This window comes from Allokutzneria sp. A3M-2-11 16, from assembly GCF_024213555.1.
GTDB lineage: Bacteria > Actinomycetota > Actinomycetes > Mycobacteriales > Pseudonocardiaceae > Allokutzneria.
The window spans coordinates 3,290,847-3,310,263 of sequence record NZ_JANAVO010000001.1; the positions used below are offsets into that span (position 1 = coordinate 3,290,847).

Genomic DNA, 19,417 nt, shown 5'->3' on the forward strand with positions numbered 1-19,417 from the left:
CCTTCCTAGGAACGGAATTCTCTTGCCACGTCCATGATGTAGCGGCCGTAGCCGGTCTTGGCGAGCTTCTCGCCCAGCGCGTGGCACGCGTCGGCGTCGATGAACCCCATGCGCAGCGCGATCTCCTCCAGGCACGCGATGCGCACGCCCTGCCGGTTCTCCAGCGTGGCCAGGTACTGGCCCGCCTGGAGCAGCGAGTCGTGGGTGCCGGTGTCCAGCCACGCGAACCCGCGGCCGAGGTCGATCAGCCGGGCGTCGCCGCGCTCCAGGTAGACCCGGTTCACGTCGGTGATCTCCAGCTCGCCGCGCGCGGAGGGCCGGATGTTCTTGGCGATGTCCACCACGTCGTTGTCGTAGAAGTACAACCCGGTGATCGCGCGGTTGGAGCGCGGGTTCTCCGGCTTCTCCTCGATGGAGATCAGCCTGCCCTCGGAGTCGGTCTCGCCGACGCCGTAGCGGTGCGGGTCGTGCACCGGGTAGCCGAAGAGCACGCAGCCCTTCACGTCCTGCGCGGTGACTTCGAGGATCTCGGAGAACCGCTGGCCGTGGAAGATGTTGTCGCCGAGGATCAGCGCGGCCGTGTCGTCGCCGACGTGGTCGGCGCCGATGACGAACGCGTCGGCCAGCCCGCGCGGCTCGGCCTGCTCGGCGTAGGTGATGTTCAGCCCGAGCTGCCCGCCGTCGCCGAGCAGCCGCTGGAACAGCGGCAGGTCCTGCGGCGTGGAGATCAGCAGGATGTCCCGGATACCGGAAAGCATCAGCACCGACAGCGGGTAGTAGACCATCGGCTTGTCGTAGACCGGCAACAGCTGTTTGGACACCGACAGCGTCACCGGGTGCAACCGGGTTCCCGACCCGCCTGCCAGCACGATTCCCTTCACGCCTGGCTCCTCCCGGGACCGGCTGCCCGTCAGTGCGGCCCCGGTCGCCAAGCTATGTCGCCCCCGTGCGCCCGAGCCAGGGCCATCCAGGAATTAAGGGGCCGCCTCCGGAAGGGTCAGGGGTGGGTACTTGACCTGATTTTTCAGCTCGGGACGGGTGTGGTGGCGCATTTTTCCGCCCCTGTGAAGTCGCAAAACACCTGTTTCGGAGGGTCTGAATCGTCGTATCCCGGAGCATTTCAAAGGGGGGTTCGGATTACTCCGAACGGCGGCTTGCCAGACCCGTGGGCGTCCACCGTCCGGTCGATCGCCCTCAGAACCTTTTCCCTCGTCGGGGGCCATGTCGATCGCTCCCCAGGCGGAACGTTAGGGGTTGTTGCTAGGGGTGGGGCGGCAGTTAGTTTCGAACTCAACCGCGCGTGGACGCACAACCGTGCACAAGAACGACAGGGCGATCAGTTTTCTTGATACGGGTCTCGCTTTAGGGCGTAGGGCGGGACAACACCGAGGTTGTTCTCCTTCTCGATCAACCGAGTATGTGGGGACTAGGGGCGATGGTGGCTGAAGGCGAGAAGGACCAGAACCGGACCGGACGCGATGTAGCTAACGAAGATTCGCTTGCGGGATCGAGCATCGCCATCGTCGGCATTGCCTGCCGGTTGCCGGAAGCGGGTGATCCGGTCGCCTTCTGGGAGCTGTTGCGCTCGGGTACCGACGCGATCTCGCAGACCTCCGCCGGGCGGGCCGGGCGCCTCGCCGAGGTGGACGGGTTCGACCCCGCTTTCTTCGGCATCTCCCCGCGCGAGGCCGCGGCCATGGACCCGCAGCAGCGGCTGGCGCTGGAGCTGAGCTGGGAGGCCCTGGAGGACGCCGGGCTGCCCGCTGACTCCCTCGCCGGGCAGCGCGCCGGTGTCTTCGTCGGCGCGATCGGGGACGACTACGCGACGCTGCTGCACCGCGCGGGTGCCGGGGTCGGGCAGCACACGCTGACCGGGCTCAACCGCGGCATGATCGCCAACCGCGTGTCCTACCTGCTGGGCCTGCGCGGGCCGAGCATGGTTGTCGACAGTGGACAGTCGTCCTCGCTGGTCGCCGTGCACATGGCGTGCGAGAGCATTCGCAATGGGGACGCCGACATCGCCCTCGCCGGTGGTGTGACCCTGAACCTGGCGCCGGAGAGCACGCTCGGCGCGGCCGCGTTCGGCGCGCTCTCCCCGGACGGCCGTTGCTACACCTTCGACGCCCGCGCCAACGGCTATGTCCGTGGTGAGGGCGGCGGTGTCGTTGTCCTGAAGCCTTTGCACAAGGCACTCGCGGACGGCGACCCGATCTACTGCGTCGTCGCGGGCGGCGCGGTCAACAACGACGGTGGCGGCGACACGCTGACCACTCCGGACCGCGCGGGCCAGGAAGACCTTCTGCGAGCCGCATATCGGCGCGCGGGCATCGACCCGGCCACCGTCAAGTACGTCGAGCTGCACGGCACCGGAACCCGGGTCGGCGACCCGGTGGAGGCCGGAGCCCTTGGCGCGGTGCTCGGCGCGGCGCGGCCGTCGGACGCTCCGCTGCTGGTCGGCTCCGCCAAGACCAACGTCGGTCACCTCGAAGGCGCCGCGGGCATCACGGGCCTCATCAAGGCCGCGCTCGCCGTGCGCAACCGGGAACTGCCGCCGAGCCTGAACTTCGAGACGCCCAACCCCGACATCGACATGGACGCCCTGAACCTCCGCGTGCAGACCGAGCTGGGGCAGTGGTCGGGCGAGATCATCGCGGGTGTCTCCTCGTTCGGCATGGGCGGCACCAACTGCCACCTCGTGCTGACCGAGGCGCCGCAGCGCGAAGCGGAGCAGCCTGGGGCCGCGCCGAGCATCCTGCCCTGGGTGCTCTCAGCGAGGTCGCCGAAGGCGTTGCGCGCACAGGCTTCCCGCCTCTTGTCCACTGTGGACGAGGAGGATGTGCTGGACGTCGCGAACTCCCTCGCCACCACGCGCGCGGCGCTGACCCACCGCATCGGAGTCGTCGGCCGCGACCGGGACGAGCTGATCAGCGGGCTGCGTGCGTACGCGGACGGCATGCCGCACGCGGCGGTCGTCGAAGGACGCGTCGGCGAGGGCAAGACGGCGTTCCTGTTCACCGGCCAGGGCGCTCAGCGCGTCGGCATGGGGCGCGAGCTGCACGCCGCTTTCCCGGTCTTCGCAAAGGCTTTCGACGAGATCGTCGCCGCGTTCGACATGTCGCTCGACGAGATCATCGCCAACGGCAACGAACTTGACCAGACGCAGTACACGCAGCCCGCGCTGTTCGCGATCGAGGTCGCGCTGTTCCGGCTCGCGGAGAGCTGGGGACTGCGTCCGGACTACCTGTCCGGGCACTCCATCGGCGAGATCGCGGCGGCCCACGTCGCCGGAGTCCTTTCCTTGACGGACGCCGTCAAGCTGGTCACCGCGCGCGGCCGGTTGATGCAGGCGCTGCCGACCGGCGGCGCGATGGTGTCGCTCCAGGCGAGCGAAGCCGACATCCTGCCGCTGCTCAACGACAAGGTGAGCATCGCGGCGCTCAACGGTCCACAGTCGACGGTCATCGCCGGTGACGAAGAGGCCGTGCTCGCGATCGCCGCCGCGAGCGGTGTGAAGTCCAAGCGGCTCACGGTGTCCCACGCGTTCCACTCGCCGCTGATGGAACCGATGCTCGACGAGTTCCGCGAGGTCGCCGCCTCGCTGACGTACTCGCCGCCGACGATCCCGATCGTTTCGGGGAACGAGGTCGAGCAGTACTCCGCCGACTACTGGGTCGAGCACGTGCGCGGCACCGTGCGCTTCTACGACAGCGTCCGTTTCCTCGAAGAGAACGGCGTCACGCGCTACCTGGAACTCGGCCCGCACGGAGTGCTGACCGCGGCGGCCAAGGAGTCCTTGAGCAGCACGGACGGGATCACGCTCGTTCCGTTGCTGCGCAAGGACCGCGCTGAGGACGAATCTGCGCTGAGCGCCTTGGTTTCCTTGCACACCAGCGGTGTTGCGGTCGACTGGAAGTCGTTCTTCGCCGCCACCGGAGCCCGTCGCGTCGCGCTGCCGACCTACGCCTTCCAGCGGCAGCGTTACTGGCTCGATGCCGCTGTTGCCACTGGCACGGCGGTGGTCGCGAACGAGGTGCCCGAGCCGGAGACCGAGGATCTGCCGATCCTGTGGCAGAAGCTCGCCGATGTCCTGGAAGAAGAGGAGCAGCAGCGGATCTCACTGGACATGGTGCGGGCGCTGGTGGCGTCCGTGCTCGGCTATGCCGATCTCACGGCGGTCGATCCGGACCTGCCGTTCAAGGACCTCGGGTTCGACTCGCTGACCGCCGTCGAGTTGCGCGATCGACTGTCCACCGGGACCGGGTTGAACCTGCCGAGTTCGTTGCTGTTCAACTACCCCACGCCGCGGCGGCTCTCCGAGCACACCTTGGACCAGTTCCTGGGGCGCACCGAAGAGGCCGCTCTCGAAGCTGGGAGCAAGGACCTCAACGAGCCGATCGCCATCGTGGCGATGGGCTGTCGCTTCCCGGGCAACGTGAACTCGCCGGAGCAGCTGTGGGAGGTCCTGGCCAACGGCCGCGATCTGGTCGGGGAGTTCCCTGCCGAGCGCGGGTGGGACATCGACGCGATCTACGACCCGGACCCCGACAAGACCGGCAAGAGCTACGTCCGCGAGGGCGGATTCCTCAGGCAGGCCCACGAGTTCGACCCGACGTTCTTCGGGATCTCCGCCCGCGAGGCCATGGCGATGGACCCGCAGCAGCGGGTGCTCATGGAGACCGCGTGGGAGTCCCTTGAGCGCGCGGGCCTGACGCCGAAGGAACTGCGCGGCAGCCGGGCGGGTGTGTTCGTCGGCGCGATGCCGCAGGACTACGGCCCCCGGATGTACGAGGCGGGCGAAGGCGTCGAGGGCTACCTGCTGACCGGGACGACCACGAGCGTCGCGTCCGGCCGCATCGCGTACACGCTCGGCCTCGAAGGCCCAGCGGTCACTGTGGACACTGCGTGCTCGTCTTCCTTGGTGGCAGTGCACATGGCGGTGCAGTCGCTGCGCACCGGCGAGTGCACGCTGGCGTTGGCCGGTGGTGTCACGGTCATGCCGAACCCCGGCATCTTCATCGAGCTGACCCGACAGCGCGCGCTGTCGCCGAGTGGCCGCTGCCGGGCGTTCTCCGCCGACGCGGACGGCACGGGCTGGGCCGAGGGCGCGGGCATGCTGGTGCTGGAGAAGCTTTCCGACGCGCAGCGCAACGGGCACCAGGTGCTCGCGGTCATCCGAGGCAGCGCGATGAACCAGGACGGCGCCTCCAACGGGCTCACCGCGCCGAACGGCCTCGCGCAGGTGCGGGTCATCCGGCAGGCACTGGCCAACGCGGGCCTCAACGCCGAGGACGTCGACGCGGTCGAGGCGCACGGCACGGGCACCAAGCTCGGTGACCCGATCGAGGCCAACGCGCTGCTCTCCACCTATGGCCGCGACCGGGAGAAGCCGGTGTGGCTGGGCTCGCTGAAGTCCAACACCGGTCACACGCAGGCCGCGGCCGGTGTCGGCGGCATCATCAAGATGGTCATGGCGTTGCGGCACAACACGTTGCCGAAGACGCTGCACGTGACCGAGCCGACAACGCATGTGGACTGGTCCTCCGGCGCGGTGAAGCTGTTGACCGAGGCTCAGCCGTGGCACAGCGACCGCCCGCGCCGCGCGGCCATTTCCTCCTTTGGCATCAGCGGAACCAACGCCCACGCGATCATCGAGGAAGCACCGCAGGCCACGGTACACAGCGCTGAAGAGGTCGAAGGCCCCGTGCCGTTCGTGCTCTCCGGCAAGTCGGAAGCGGCGCTCAAGGCACAGGCCGACCAGCTCTGGTCCTTTGTGGACGCTCAGCCGGAGCTGGGCCTGCACGGCTTCGCCCGGTCGCTCGCGACGACCCGCAGCTCGTTCGACCAGCGCGCGGCGGTGGTCGCCAAGGACCGCGTCGAGCTGCTGTGCGGCCTGGACGCGCTGGTCAACGGCGAGCCCGCGGCCAACGTCAGCCGGGGCAACGGCGCGGACGGCCGCAAGGTCGTCTTCGTGTTCCCCGGTCAGGGCTCGCAGTGGCCGGACATGGCGCTGGAGCTGTGGAAGCACTACCCGATCTTCCGGGACCAGGTGCTCGCGTGCGACGAGGCACTGCGGTCCTACACCGACTGGTCCATTGTGGACGTTCTGCTGAAGAAGGACGGCGCCCCGTCGCTCGAGCGGATCGACGTGATCCAGCCGGTGCTCTTCGCGATGATGACCGGCCTCGCCCAGCTGTGGCGGTCGCACGGCGTCCAGCCCAGCGCCGTGGTCGGGCACTCGCAGGGCGAGGTCGCCGCCGCGTTCATCGCGGGCGCGCTCACCCTGGACGAGGCGTGCCGCATCATCGCCCGCCGCAGCCAGGCGTGGTCCCGGCTCAGCGGCAAGGGCGGCATGCTCTCCGTGCTGCTGCCCGCCGACGAGATCCGCCCGCACCTGGAGCAGTGGAGCGATTCCCTGGGCATCGCCGCGGTGAACAGCCACAGCTCGGCGACGATCTCCGGTTCCGTCGAAGCCCTTGAGGCGCTGTCCGCGGAGCTGACCGAGCTCGGCGTGAAGTGCCGCAGGGTGCCCGGCCTGGACACCGCGGGCCACTCGCCGCAGGTCGATGTGCTGCGCGAGCAGCTTTACGCGGACCTGGAAGGCATCGAGCCGCTCAAGAACAGCATTCCCTTCTACTCCACGGTCACCGGCGACGTGCTGGCGGGCCAGGAGCTGGACACCGACTACTGGTACCGCAACATCCGCGAGTCGGTGGACTTCGAGCGGACCACGCGCGCGCTGCTGGCCGCGGGGCACACCGCTTTCATCGAGGTCAGCCCGCATCCCATGCTGGCCATGGCGATGCAGGAAACCATTGAGGACTCCGGAACCGACGCGGTCACGGTCGGCACGATGCGGCGCGACGAGGGTGGCCGCGCGCGGTTGATGCTCTCGCTCGCTGACGCCTACTCGCGCGGTGTGACCGTGTCGTGGGGCGAGATCTTCGGTGCCGGGCCGACGATGGACCTGCCGACCTACCCCTTCCAACGGCAGCGCTACTGGCTTGAGGTCGCGCAGACAGCAGGGGATCTCGGCGCGGCGGGCCTCAGCGGCACCGCGCATCCGTTGCTGGGCACCGGAACCGCGCTGCCCGCCAGCGACGGGTACCTCTTCACCGGGCGCCTCTCCCTCCGCGAGGAGCCGTGGCTGGCCGATCACCAGGTCGCGGGCCTCGTGGTCGCTCCGCCGTCGTTGCTGGTGGAATTCGCTGTCGCAGCGGGAGATCTGCTCGGCTGCGACGAGGTCGAAGAGCTGACGCTGGACCACCCGCTGGTCGTCCAGCCGTCCTGCGCGCGCATGGTGCAGGTCGTGCTCGGCGGCCCCGACGACTCCGGTCGCCGCCGGATCAGCATCTTCTCCCGGCCGGACACCGAGGTCGAGGTCGATGACCAGCAGTGGACCCAGCACGCGACGGGTATTGTCGCGACGGGCGCCGAGCAGGCCGACTTCGACCTCTCCGAGTGGCCGCCCACGGACGCGAACCCTGTTGACGTCACTGGGGTTTACGCGGACCTGACCTCGCGCGGACTCGGCTGCGGCCCGGCGCTCCAGGGCCTGCGGAAGGTGTGGCGGCGCGGCGAGGAGGTCTTCGCCGAGGTCGCCATCGACGCCGAGCACCACGCCGACGCGGCGGAGTTCGTGCTCCACCCGGCGCTGCTGGGCGCGGCTCTGCACGCGGCCGGGGTGAACATGCCCGCCGATCCGGGTGAGCCGATGATCGCGATGGGCTGGCAGGGCGTCGTGGTGCACGCCAACGCCGCGACCGCGCTGCGCGTGCGGCTCGTGCCGACCACAATGCTCGATCCCGCAAGCGGATCTTCGGGCGGCGGGCGAAGCTACGCGATGACCGTGGCGAACCCGACCGGCATGCCGGTGATCACCGCGCGCACGGTCAGCTTCGACGCGCTGGACATCGACCTCCTGCGCACGGCCGGTTCGCCCGCCGACGACGCGCTGTTCCGCACCGCGTGGCAGCCGGTCCCGCTGCCGTCCGAGCCCGCCGGTGGTCGCTGGACGCGGCTCGGGGCGGACTGCTTCGGCCTGGACGCCGTGCTCGGCACGAGCGGTCGTCCGTCCACTTTGGACGACTTGCAGCTCCTGATCGACGCGGGCGGCGACGTTCCGGACGTGGTCGTCGTCCAGTTCGGACCGGACCCGCTCGACGATGGCGATCTGCCGACTGCCGTGCGCACGGTGACCTACCGCGCGCTGGAGTTGTTGCAGCACTGGTTGGCGGACGAGCGCTTCGAGAACTCGGGCCTGTTGCTGGTCACCAAGGGCGCCATGGCAACCGAGGTCGGCGCTGATGTCACCGACCTCGCCGCGGGCGCTCTCTGGGGCCTCGTGCGGTCCGCGCAGTCGGAGAACCCGGGCCGCGTTGTCATCGTTGACCTGGACAGCACGACGAGCACCGCGGAGTCCAGGCAGGCTCTGCGCCGGGTCATGGCGGTGCACGAGCCGCAGCTCGCTCTGCGCGGCGGAAAGCTTCTGGCACCGAGGCTTTCCCGTGTCGAGGCGAAGCCGCAGAAGCTGGACCTCGACCCCGAGGGCACCGTCCTCATCACTGGCGCGACCGGTGTGCTGGCGGGCTTGCTGGCGAGCCACCTCGTCACCGAGCACGGCGTGAAACACCTGCTCATGGCCAGCCGCAGTGGTTTGCACGCCGAAGGTGCTGTCGAACTCGCCCTGGAACTGGCCGAATTCGGTGCCACTGTGCGGTTCGCAGCGTGTGACGCGGCGGACCGCGACGCGGTCAAGGTGTTGCTGGACTCGATCTACCCGGAGCACCCGCTGACCGGTGTCGTGCACACGGCCGGTGTCCTGGACGACGGCATCCTGGCCGCGCTCACCCCGCAGCGGGTGGACACAGTGCTGCGGCCCAAGGTCGACGCGGTGATGAACCTGCACGAGCTGACCAAGGACCTTGATCTGCCGCTGTTCGCGCTGTACTCCTCGATGGTCGCCTCCTTCGGCAACCCCGGGCAGGCGAACTACGCGGCGGCCAACGCCTTCCTTGACGCTCTGGCAACCCACCGCCGGGCCAACGGGCTCTCCGGTGTCTCGCTCGGCTGGGGTTTCTGGGCTCAGCGCAGCGGGATGAGCGACCACCTGACCGACGCCGACGTGCAGCGGATGGCCCGCTCCGGTGTCGTTCCCCTTGCCTCCGAAGAGGGTCTGTCGCTCTTCGACGCGGCGGCCGGGGCCGAGGACGCGGCGCTGCTGCCGGTCCGCCTGGACACCGCGACCCTGCGCAACCGGATCAGCGACCCGGCGCTGTCACCGTTGATGCGGGGCCTGGTCAAGGTGCCGCAGCGGCGCAACGCCGCGACGGCGATCAACAAGCCCGCCGAGGGCGCTTCCGCGTTGGCCGACCGCCTCGCCGGTCTTTCGCCCGCGGACCAGGACCGCGCCGTGCTCGACCTGGTGCGCACGCAGGCCGCCGCGGTCATCGCGCACCCGGACCCGGATGCCCTGGAGCCCAAGCGCGCTTTCAAGGAGGTCGGCTTCGACTCGCTGACCGCCGTGGAACTGCGCAACCGGCTCAGCGAGGCATCCGGTCTGAAGCTGCCGACCACGCTGCTGTTCGACTACCCGACGCCCGCCGTGCTCGCGGAGTTCTTGCGCAGCCAGGCTTTGGGTGAGCGGAAGGCGGGCGCCGCACCGGCGACGGTCACCAGGGTGGTCCAGGACGACGACCCGATCGCGATCGTGTCGATGAGCTGCCGCCTCCCCGGCGGGGTGCGCTCGCCGGAGCAGCTGTGGGAGATGCTGACCGATGGCCGCGACGCCATGGGGCTGCTGCCCACCGATCGTGGCTGGGACGAGGACCTGTACGACCCGAACCCGGACAGCCACGGCAAGACCTACTCCCGGGTGGGCGGATTCCTTTACGACGCGGGCGAGTTCGACCCGGCGTTCTTCGGGATCAGCCCGCGTGAGGCACTGGCGATGGACCCGCAGCAGCGGGTTCTGCTGGAGACCGCGTGGGAAGCCCTTGAGCGCGGCGGGGTCGCCCCGTCCTCGGTCAGCGGCGAGCAGGTCGGCGTCTACGTCGGCACCAACGGCCAGGACTACGCCGGGCACCTGACGAAGATGCCCGCCGACCTGGAGGGTTACCTGCTCACCGGCAAGGCCGCGAGCGTGGTGTCCGGCCGGATCTCCTACATCCTCGGCACCGAGGGCCCGTCGATCACCCTGGACACCGCGTGCTCGTCCTCGCTGGTCGCGATTCACCTGGCGTGCCAGGCACTCCGGCAGGGCGAGTGCGACCTCGCGCTCGCCGGTGGCGTCACCGTGATGTCCATGCCCAGCCTGTTCGTCGAGTTCTCCCGCCAGCGCGGCCTGGCCAAGGACGGCCGCGTGAAGGCGTTCTCCGACGGCGCGGACGGCACGAGCTGGTCCGAGGGCGCGGGAATGCTGTTGCTGGAACGGCTTTCCGACGCACGCGCCCGTGGGCACAAGGTGCTCGCGGTGGTGCGGGGCTCGGCGGTCAACCAGGACGGCGCGTCCAACGGGCTCGCGGCGCCGAACGGCCCTTCGCAGCAGCGGGTCATCCGGCAGGCACTGGCCAACGCGGGCGTTGCACCGTCCGAAGTGGACTTGGTCGAGGCCCACGGAACCGGAACCGTGCTGGGTGACCCGATCGAGGCGCAGGCCCTGCTCGCCACCTACGGCCAGGACCGCGACCGCCCCGTACAGCTGGGCGCGTTGAAGTCCAACATCGGCCACACACAGGCCGCGTCCGGTGTCGCGGGCGTGATCAAGCTCGTGCTGGCGATGCAGCACGGCATCATGCCGAAGACGCTCAACGCCGAGGTGCCGTCGACGCACGTGGACTGGTCGGCGGGCGATGTGACGCTGCTGACCGAGGCGATGGAGTGGCCGGAGCGCGAAGGTCCGCGCCTCGCGGGCATCTCCGCCTTCGGCATCAGCGGAACCAACGCGCACGCGATTATCGAGCAGGCGCCCGTAGAAGCTGACGGAGCCGTGGTTGCCGACCGCGAGATCTCCATGCTGCCATGGACCCTCTCGGCTCGGTCCGAGAAGGCGTTGCGGGCACAGGCATCCTTGCTCCGCGAGCGGGCGGAAGAGGGTTCGCTGCTGGACCTGGCCTACTCGCTGGCCACCACGCGGACGGCCTTCGAGTACCGGGCCACGATCGTCGGTTCCGAGCGGGACGAGCTGCTGAACTCGCTCGCCGCACTGGCCGAGGGCGACGGGGCGTTCGGCGTGGTGAACGAGGGCAAGACGGCCTTCCTGTTCACCGGCCAGGGCGCGCAGCGAGCCGGTATGGGACGCGCGCTGTGCGACGCTTTCCCGGTCTACGCCAAGGCGTTCGACGAGGTCGCGGCGGAGCTGGACAAACACATGTCGAAGCCGCTCGTCGACGTTCTCGACTCCGACGAGCTGAGCCGGACCGAGTTCACCCAGCCCGCGCTGTTCGCGGTCGAGGTCGCCCTGTTCCGCCTGGTGTCCGAGTGGGGGCTGACGCCGGACTTCCTCGCCGGGCACTCCATCGGCGAGATCGCCGCGGCGCACGTCGCCGGGGTGCTGTCCCTGGCGGACGCGGCGAAGCTGGTCACCGCGCGGGGCAGGCTGATGCAGGCGCTGCCAGCGGGCGGGGCGATGGTCTCGCTCCAGGCCGCCGAGGCCGATGTCCTGCCGCTGCTTGAGGGCCGGGACGACGTGGGCGTGGCCGCGATCAACGGCCCGCTCTCGACGGTCATCGCCGGAGCCGAGGAGCCGGTACTGGCCGTCGCCGAGGCCAGTGGTGTGAAGTCCAAGCGGCTCAACGTTTCCCACGCGTTCCACTCGCCGCTGATGGAGCCGATGATCGCGGAGTTCCGCGATCTGGTCGCGGGGCTGGAGCTCGGGGAGTCGACGATCCCGATCGTCTCCACGGTGACCGGGGAGATCGCGCAGCTGGACGATCCTGAGTACTGGGTCACGCACGTCCGCAACGAGGTGCGTTTCCTTGACGCGGTGCGGTTCCTGGAGAAGCGCGGGGTCACCCGTTTCCTGGAGCTGGGCCCCGACGCGATCCTCACCGCCGCGGCCCGGGACTGCCTGACCACCGAGAAGGCCGTTGTCGCCGCTGCGATGCGCCGCAACCGGTCCGAAGAGCAGACCCTGCTCATCGGTGTGACCGAGCTGTACGGGCGCGGCGCCGAGCTGGACTGGCAGAAGTTCTTCGCGGGCACCGGCGCGCGGTGGACGGAGCTGCCGACCTACGCCTTCCAGCACGAGCGGTTCTGGTACCAGCCGCCGAAGGAGGAGGTCTCCCTCGCCACCGGATCGACCGACGCGGAGTTCTGGGAGATCGTGCAGAACGGCGATCCCGACGCGCTGCGGTCCTTCCTGGACGTCGACGCCGACCGGCCGCTGTCCGAGCTGCTGCCGGCGTTGTCGGAGTGGCGTCGCCGCAACCAGGAACGGTCCACTGTGGACTCCTGGCGGTACCGCGCGGTGTGGCGCCCCCAGCCGGAGGTGCACGAGCCCGCCCTGCCCGGCGCATGGGTCGTGCTGACCCCGGAACCCGGCATCGGGGGCCACGCGGTCTCGGCCGCGGTGAAGGCGCTGGAGACCTTCGGTGCCCGAGTGTCCACTGTGGAGTTCGGTGCGGCGGAGGCCGACCGCGAGCTGGCCGCCGTGAAGCTCAAGGAGGCCACCGCGAGCGAGCCCATCAGCGGCGTGTTGTCGTTGCTGGGCCTGGACGAACGACCGCACCCGGAGCACCCGGCGCTGTCGGTCGGGCTTGCGGCGACGATCGGTGTGGTGCAGGCGATGCACGACATGGACGCCAAGGCCCGGCTCTGGCTGGCTACCTCCGGCGCGGTCGTCACCGGCGACGAGGACGGAGCGATCAACCCCGCGCAAACGAGTCTCTGGGGCCTTGGCCGGGTTCTCGGCCTTGAGCAGCCGCAGCGTCTCGGTGCGCTGATCGACCTGCCGCAGGACTTGGACGAGCGGGCGCTCTACCGCTTCGCGTGCGCCCTGTCCGCGCCGACCGACGACGACCAGCTGGCGATCCGGTCGTCGGGCACCTTCGCACAGCGCCTGGTGCACGCGGACGGGGACAACCCGACGGGAGCGGAATTCCTCCCCTGGGGCACGGTTCTTATCACCGGCGGCACCGGCGGGCTCGCCGGACACGTCGCGCGGTGGCTGGCCCGCAATGGTGTGGAAAGGCTTGTGCTTACCAGTCGTCGTGGCCCCGATGCCCCTGGAGCCGCCGAGCTGGTCGCCGAACTCGAAGCGCTCGGCGCTTGGGTGACCGTGGCCGCCTGCGACACCGCGGACCGCGACCAGCTCGCCTCGCTGATCACCGAGGTGGAGAAGGACGGACCGATCCGCTCGGTCTTCCACACCGCCGGGGTGGTGCGGTTCGCGCCGCTCGCCGAGACCTCGCTCGACGAGGTCGCGGAAGTGGCTGTGGGCAAGGTGATCGGCGCCGCGCACCTCGACGAGCTGTTCGCCGACCGCGATCTGGACGCTTTCGTGCTGTTCTCCTCCGTCGCCGCGGTGTGGGGCAGCGGTGGGCAGGGCGGCTACGCGGCGGCCAACGCCTTCCTCGACTCCCTCGCGGAGCGGCGGCGGGCGCGCGGCCAGAAGGCCATGTCGATCGCGTGGGGACCGTGGGCCGACGACGGCATGATCCGCGGCGAGGGCGTTGAAGAGCACCTGGCCCGGCGCGGTCTGGTGCCCATGGCGCCGGAGCTGGCGGTGACGTCGCTGAAGTTGGCTCTGGACAATGACGACACGTGCCTCGCGGTCGCGGACATGAACTGGGAGCGGTTCGTTCCCGGGTTCACCGCGGGCCGGGCGCGGCCGATGCTCGACGAACTCCCCGCGGTGAAGGCGATGCAGGCCGAAGCCGCACAGCCGGAACCGGCTCCGGACGCGTTCGACTTCGCCAAGCACCTGGCCGGGCTGCCCAAGTCCGAGCAGGCGCGGGAACTGCTGGACATGGTGCGCGCGCAGGCCGCCGCGGTGCTGGGGCACGCCTCGGCCGACGCCGTCGCCGCCGACCGCGCGTTCAAGGAAGTCGGCTTCGACTCGTTGATGGCGGTCGAGCTGCGGGACCGGCTGCACAAGGCGGTCGGACTCCGGCTCAGCGCGATGATGATCTTCGATTACCCGGATCCGCAGGCGCTCTCGGAGTACATCCGGGGCGAGCTGCTGCCGGAGCAGCCCGAGACTCTGCCTTGCGGGACACCCGCTTCGGTCTTCGTCGAACTCGACCGCATCGAGTCCGCGTTGCCCGGTATCGAGGCCGACCCGGCGCTGCGTGCCGAACTCGCGGCCAGGTTCGCGGATCTGGCCAGCCGTCTTGGTGCAGCGTCCAAGGTGGACGATCGTTTGGGCGACGACGCGAGTGCGGAAGACGTGTTCAGGTTCATCGATGAGCTGGGGTCATAGGGAGCCGCTATGAGTGACGACGAGAAGCTTCTCGCATACCTCAAAAAGGTCGCCGGTGATCTCGCCACGGCGCGCGAACAGCTGAAGGAGAAGGAAGCCGCCGAAAGCGAGCCGATCGCGATCGTCTCGATGGGCTGCCGGTTCGCCGGTGGCGTCCGTTCTCCGGAAGACCTGTGGGACCTCGTCGTCGAAGGCCGTGACGCGGTCGGCGGATTCCCGACCGACCGAGGTTGGGACCCGGCACTGCTCGACGCCGGAGACAGCGACGTCAAGGGCTCAAGCACGCAGCAGGGCGCGTTCATCTACGACGCGGGCGACTTCGACCCGGCGTTCTTCGGCATCAGCCCGCGCGAGGCGCTGGCCATGGACCCGCAACAGCGCCTCGTCCTTGAGGTCGCGTGGGAGGCCATCGAGCGCGCCCGCATCGATCCGCTTTCCTTGCGCGGCACCAAGGCTGGCATGTTCGTCGGCGCGACCTCGTTCAACTACGGCGGTGACTACCTCGGCGCGCCGGAGGAGCTGGGCGGCCACCTGATCACGGGCAACGTGACCAGCGTGCTCTCCGGCCGGGTCAACTACACGCTCGGCCTCGAAGGCCCGTCGATGACCTTCGACACCGCGTGCTCGTCCTCGCTCGTCGCGATGCACCTTGCCGCACAAGCACTTCGGCGTGGTGAGTGCTCCCTCGCCTTGGCGGGTGGCGCGGCGGTCATGTCCACGGCGGGTGTGTTCGTGGAGTTCAGCCGTCAGCGCGGACTGGCCGCCGATGGGCGCTGCAAGTCCTTCGCCGAGGCCGCTGACGGCACCGGCTGGGGTGAGGGCGTCGGCCTGATCCTGCTCGAAAAGCTCTCCGACGCGCGCCGCAACGGTCACCCGGTGCTCGCGGTGCTGCGTGGCTCCGCGTGGAACCAGGACGGTGCGTCCAACGGCCTCACCGCGCCCAACGGTCGCGCGCAGCAGCGGGTTATCAAGCAGGCACTGGCCAACGCGGGCCTCAAGTCCGAGGATGTCGACGTCGTCGAGGCGCACGGCACCGGCACCACGCTCGGCGACCCGATCGAGGCCAACGCGCTCATCAACACTTACGGCAAGGAGCGCCCGGCCGATCGTCCACTGTGGCTTGGTTCGCTGAAGTCCAACATCGCGCACACGCAGGCCGCCGCGGGTTCTGGCTCGGTCATCAAGATGGTCATGGCGTTGCAGCACGGCCTCCTGCCGAAGACGCTGCACGTGGACGCTCCGTCCTCGGAGATCAACTGGTCGGCGGGCGCGGTGTCACTGCTGACCGAGGCTGTTCCGTGGCACTCGGGTGACCGTGTTCGTCGCGCCGGTGTTTCCGCGTTCGGTGTCAGTGGGACCAACGCGCACCTGATCCTCGAAGAGGCTCCTGTCCTGGAGGCTTCGGAGCGGGTCGTTGAGGCTCCGGCGGTCATGCCGTGGGTGCTCTCCGGCCGCGGTGCCGACGCGCTGAAGGCTCAGGCCGCTCGACTGGCGTCCTTTGTGGACGATCAGGAGTCGGTGGACCTCGCGTACTCGCTGGCCACCACGCGGTCAGCCTTCGAGAACCGTGCCGTCGTGCTCGCGGGCTCCAACTCGGAGTTCAAGGCATCTCTTGGTCTCACCGGTGAGAACGTCGTTGTGGGCGAGGCGATCGGCGATCCGCGCCCGGTCTTCGTCTTCCCCGGTCAGGGCTCGCAGTGGGCGGGCATGGCGGTCGAGCTGATCGACTCCTCTTCGGTCTTCGCCAAGCGCATCAAGGAGTGCGACGAGGCGCTGTCGGAGTTCGTGGACTTCTCGGTCGTGGATGTGCTGCGCGGCAAGCCCGGCACTCCGTCCACCGAGCGGGTCGACGTGATCCAGCCGTTGCTGTGGGCGGTCATGGTGTCGCTGGCCGAGCTGTGGCGGTCCTTCGGCGTCGAGCCCGCCGCGGTGATCGGCCACTCGCAGGGCGAGATCGCCGCCGCCGCGGTGTCCGGCGCACTGTCGCTTTCCGATGCGGCAAGGGTGTGTGCTCTGCGGAGCCGGTCGATCATCGCGCTTTCCGATCGTGGCGGGATGTTGTCGCTCACGATGCCGTTGGCGGACGCGTCGCAGCTCATCGAGGCATGGGGTGCGAAGGTCTCCGTCGCCGCGGTGAACGGGCCGTCCTCCGTGGTCGTCTCCGGTGAACCGCAGGCACTGCTTGAGGTCCAGCAGGCCGCCGAGGCACAGGACGTCCGTGCCCGGATGATCGACGTGAACTACGCGTCGCACTCCGCCCAGGTGGAGGAACTGCGCGCGGAGCTGCTCGAAGTGCTCGCGCCGATCAAGCCGCGCTCGTCGGAGATCTCGTTCATCTCCACGGTGACCGGTGAGCCGATCGACACGGTGAAGCTCGACGCGGAGTACTGGGTCACCAACCTCCGCCAGACCGTCCAGTTGGAGGCCGCGACCCGCGCTGCTCTTCAGCGGCGGCACCGCCTGTTCATCGAGTCCAGCCCGCATCCCGTGCTGGGCATTGCCCTTCAGTCCACCGCCGAGTCCACCGAAGACCCGCTTGCGGGGTCGAGCATCAACACTGTCGCGCAAGTCGCTGTGATTGCTTCCTTGCGCCGCAACGAAGGTGGTGTGGAGCGGTTCCTGCGCTCGGTCGCCGAGGCGTACGTCAACGGTGCTCCGGTGAAGTGGGAAGCCGCGTTCGCGGAGCTGCCCGCGCGCAAGATCGCACTGCCGACCTACGCCTTCCAGAAGCAGCGGTTCTGGTACACCCCGCCCGCCCCGTCCACGGCCAGCCCGGCGGAGACGCGGTTCTGGGACGCGGTCGACTCCGAGGACCTTCCTTCGGTCGCGGCCACACTCGGCCTGGGCTCTGATGCTCCGCTCAGCGCGGTCGTGACCAGCTTGTCCAGCTGGCGTCGCCGCAGCCTCGAAGTGTCCGCTGTGGACGGTTGGTGCTACGAGATCGCTTGGCGTTCCGTCACCCTCTCGGAGAAGGCGCTCAGCGGAAACTGGCTCGTCGTCACGCCCGCCAGCGGTGCGGAGGCGGTGAAGGACGTGCTGAGCCTCATGACCGCGGCTGGCGCGGAGATCACCCGCGTCGACGTGGACGCCACCGATGTGGCGGAGCGCGCCGACCTCGCCTCGCGCATCGAGGGGTACTACGACGGAGTGCTGTCCTTGTTGGCCCTGGACGATTCAGCGCGGACCGCCGGTTTGACCGGAACGCTGACGCTGACCCAGGCGTTGGGGGATGCGGGCATCGACGCTCCACTGTGGTGCGTCACGCAGAGCGCGATCGCTTTGAACGCCGCGGAAACCCTCGCCAATCCCGACCAGGCCATGGTGTGGGGCCTCGCCGGCTCCTACGGTGCTGAGCGCCCGCAGCGCTGGGGTGGCTTGGTGGACCTGCCGGAGCAGGCCGACGAGCGGTCGCTGAGCCAGCTCGTCGCGGCGCTCAGCAACTCCGAGCCGGGCGAGCAGTACGCGGTCCGTCAGTCCGGCGTCTTCGCCCGGCGCCTGGCTCCTGCGGTCGCCCGTCGTACTCGCCGCGACTGGAAGCCGAGCGGAACCGTTGTCATCACTGGCGGCCTCGGCGCTCTTGGAAGCCACCTGGCGCGCTGGGCGTCCGAGAATGGTGCCGAGCACGTGCTGCTCCTCGGTCGCCGTGGCCTGGAAACGCCTGGCGCATCTGTGTTGCGTGATGAACTGGGGGCGACGGTCGTGGCGTGCGATGTCGCCGATCGTGGTCAGTTGGAGGCTGCCCTCGCGCAGGCGCCGACGCCGATCACGGCGGTGTTCCACGCGGCCGGAGTGCTCGACGACTCTCCGTTGGACACGCTCACCACGGAGCAGCTTGACGCGGTTATCCGCAACAAGGCCACGGCCGCGCGGAACCTGCACGAGCTGACTTCGGACCTCGACGCGTTCGTCATGTTCTCTGCCGTCGCGGGCACGATTGGTGTTGCGGGACAAGGAAACTACGCCGCAGCCAACGCCTACCTGGACGCTCTCGCGCAGCACCGGCGCTCGCAGGGGCTCCCCGCGACGACCGTGGCGTGGAGTGCTTGGGAGGACTCGGGCATGGTCGACGCGGCCACAGCCGAAGTGCTCAAAGGCCGTGGTATTCCCGCGATGTCGCGCGAGCTGGCCACGACCGCGTTGCAGCGCGCGTTGGACGTCGACGAGACCTTCCTCGTCGTCGCGGACATCACGTGGGAGAAGTTCCTCGACAGCGGCGCGGTTTCGGCCACTCCGCTGCTCACCGAAGTGATGCCTGCTGTCTCGGATTCCGCTGAGGACACCGGCGAGTTGCAGGCCAAGCTGTCCACTGTGGACAAGGTGGCCGGGCTCCGGCTGCTCCAGGACGTGGTGATCGCGCAGGCCGGATCGGTCCTCGGCTACTACGGCGGAACGCTGCCCGCCCAGCGCTCGTTCAAGGAGCTGGGTGTGGACTCGCTGACCGCGGTGCAGCTGCGCAACCGGCTCTCCGAGGCCACCGGGCTGCGCCTGCCGGTGACCCTGGCCTTCGACCACCCCAACGCCGCGGCGCTCGCCGAGCACCTCTACGAGGAGCTGGCCCCGAGCGCGGCCGGTGTCGCCGACCTGGTGGGCGAGGAGCTGGACAGGCTGGAGGCGACCCTGACCTCCGTGCCCGCCGACGACGCCGCGGCCAGGGACGCCATCACCGCCCGCCTCCGCACCCTGATGTGGAAGTGGGAAGGCGCCGCCTCGACCGATTCCGAAGACCTCGACGCCGCCACCGACGACGAGGTGTTCGACCTCCTGGATAAAGAACTCGGATTCGCCTGAATCGGATCGGTTTACCCCGTTTCGTACTCATAGCGGCCCCAGACCCCGTTATGAGTACGAAACGGGACCCCTCCAATCGCGTTTGCCCAGGTGGAGCGCCCGCCACGACAGGGCGCGGGAGTGTACCCAATGTGGCATTTGTTTCGTCAGACGTAACCAAAGCCGCATTGGGTTCATGAACGTGGCGGACCCCAGGCCACCCCTGAGTCCACC

At 69.3% G+C, this 19,417-nt stretch carries 3 protein-coding genes; 2 read left to right on the forward strand and 1 reads right to left on the reverse strand.

The window, feature by feature from the left end:
* Positions 1–5: 5 nt before the first annotated feature.
* Positions 6–881 carry a glucose-1-phosphate thymidylyltransferase RfbA gene (gene rfbA / locus NLX83_RS16420; RefSeq protein WP_254235710.1) on the reverse strand — a complete coding sequence of 292 codons (876 nt, stop codon included), beginning with the start codon at positions 879–881 and terminating at the stop codon, positions 6–8.
* Positions 882–1,435: 554 nt separating this feature from the next.
* On the opposite strand from rfbA, the gene NLX83_RS16425 reads away from it, so the two are divergent.
* Together NLX83_RS16425 and NLX83_RS16430 are read left to right on the forward strand one after the other, a co-directional pair.
* A complete protein-coding gene (locus NLX83_RS16425; RefSeq protein ID WP_254235711.1) occupies positions 1,436–14,416 on the forward strand; it encodes a type I polyketide synthase in 12,981 nt (4,326 codons plus the stop codon).
* A 9-nt stretch (positions 14,417–14,425) separates the two neighbouring features.
* Positions 14,426–19,204, forward strand: coding sequence for a type I polyketide synthase (locus tag NLX83_RS16430; protein ID WP_254235712.1), 4,779 nt, complete (start codon positions 14,426–14,428; stop codon positions 19,202–19,204).
* Positions 19,205–19,417 lie beyond the last annotated feature (213 nt).

What these genes read in the sequence shown, in the direction of transcription:
- NLX83_RS16425 (WP_254235711.1), top strand. Translation starts at nt 1,436, where the DNA reads ATGGTGGCTGAAGGCGAGAAGGACCAGAACCGGACCGGACGCGATGTA.
- NLX83_RS16430 (WP_254235712.1), top strand. Translation starts at nt 14,426, where the DNA reads ATGAGTGACGACGAGAAGCTTCTCGCATACCTCAAAAAGGTCGCCGGT.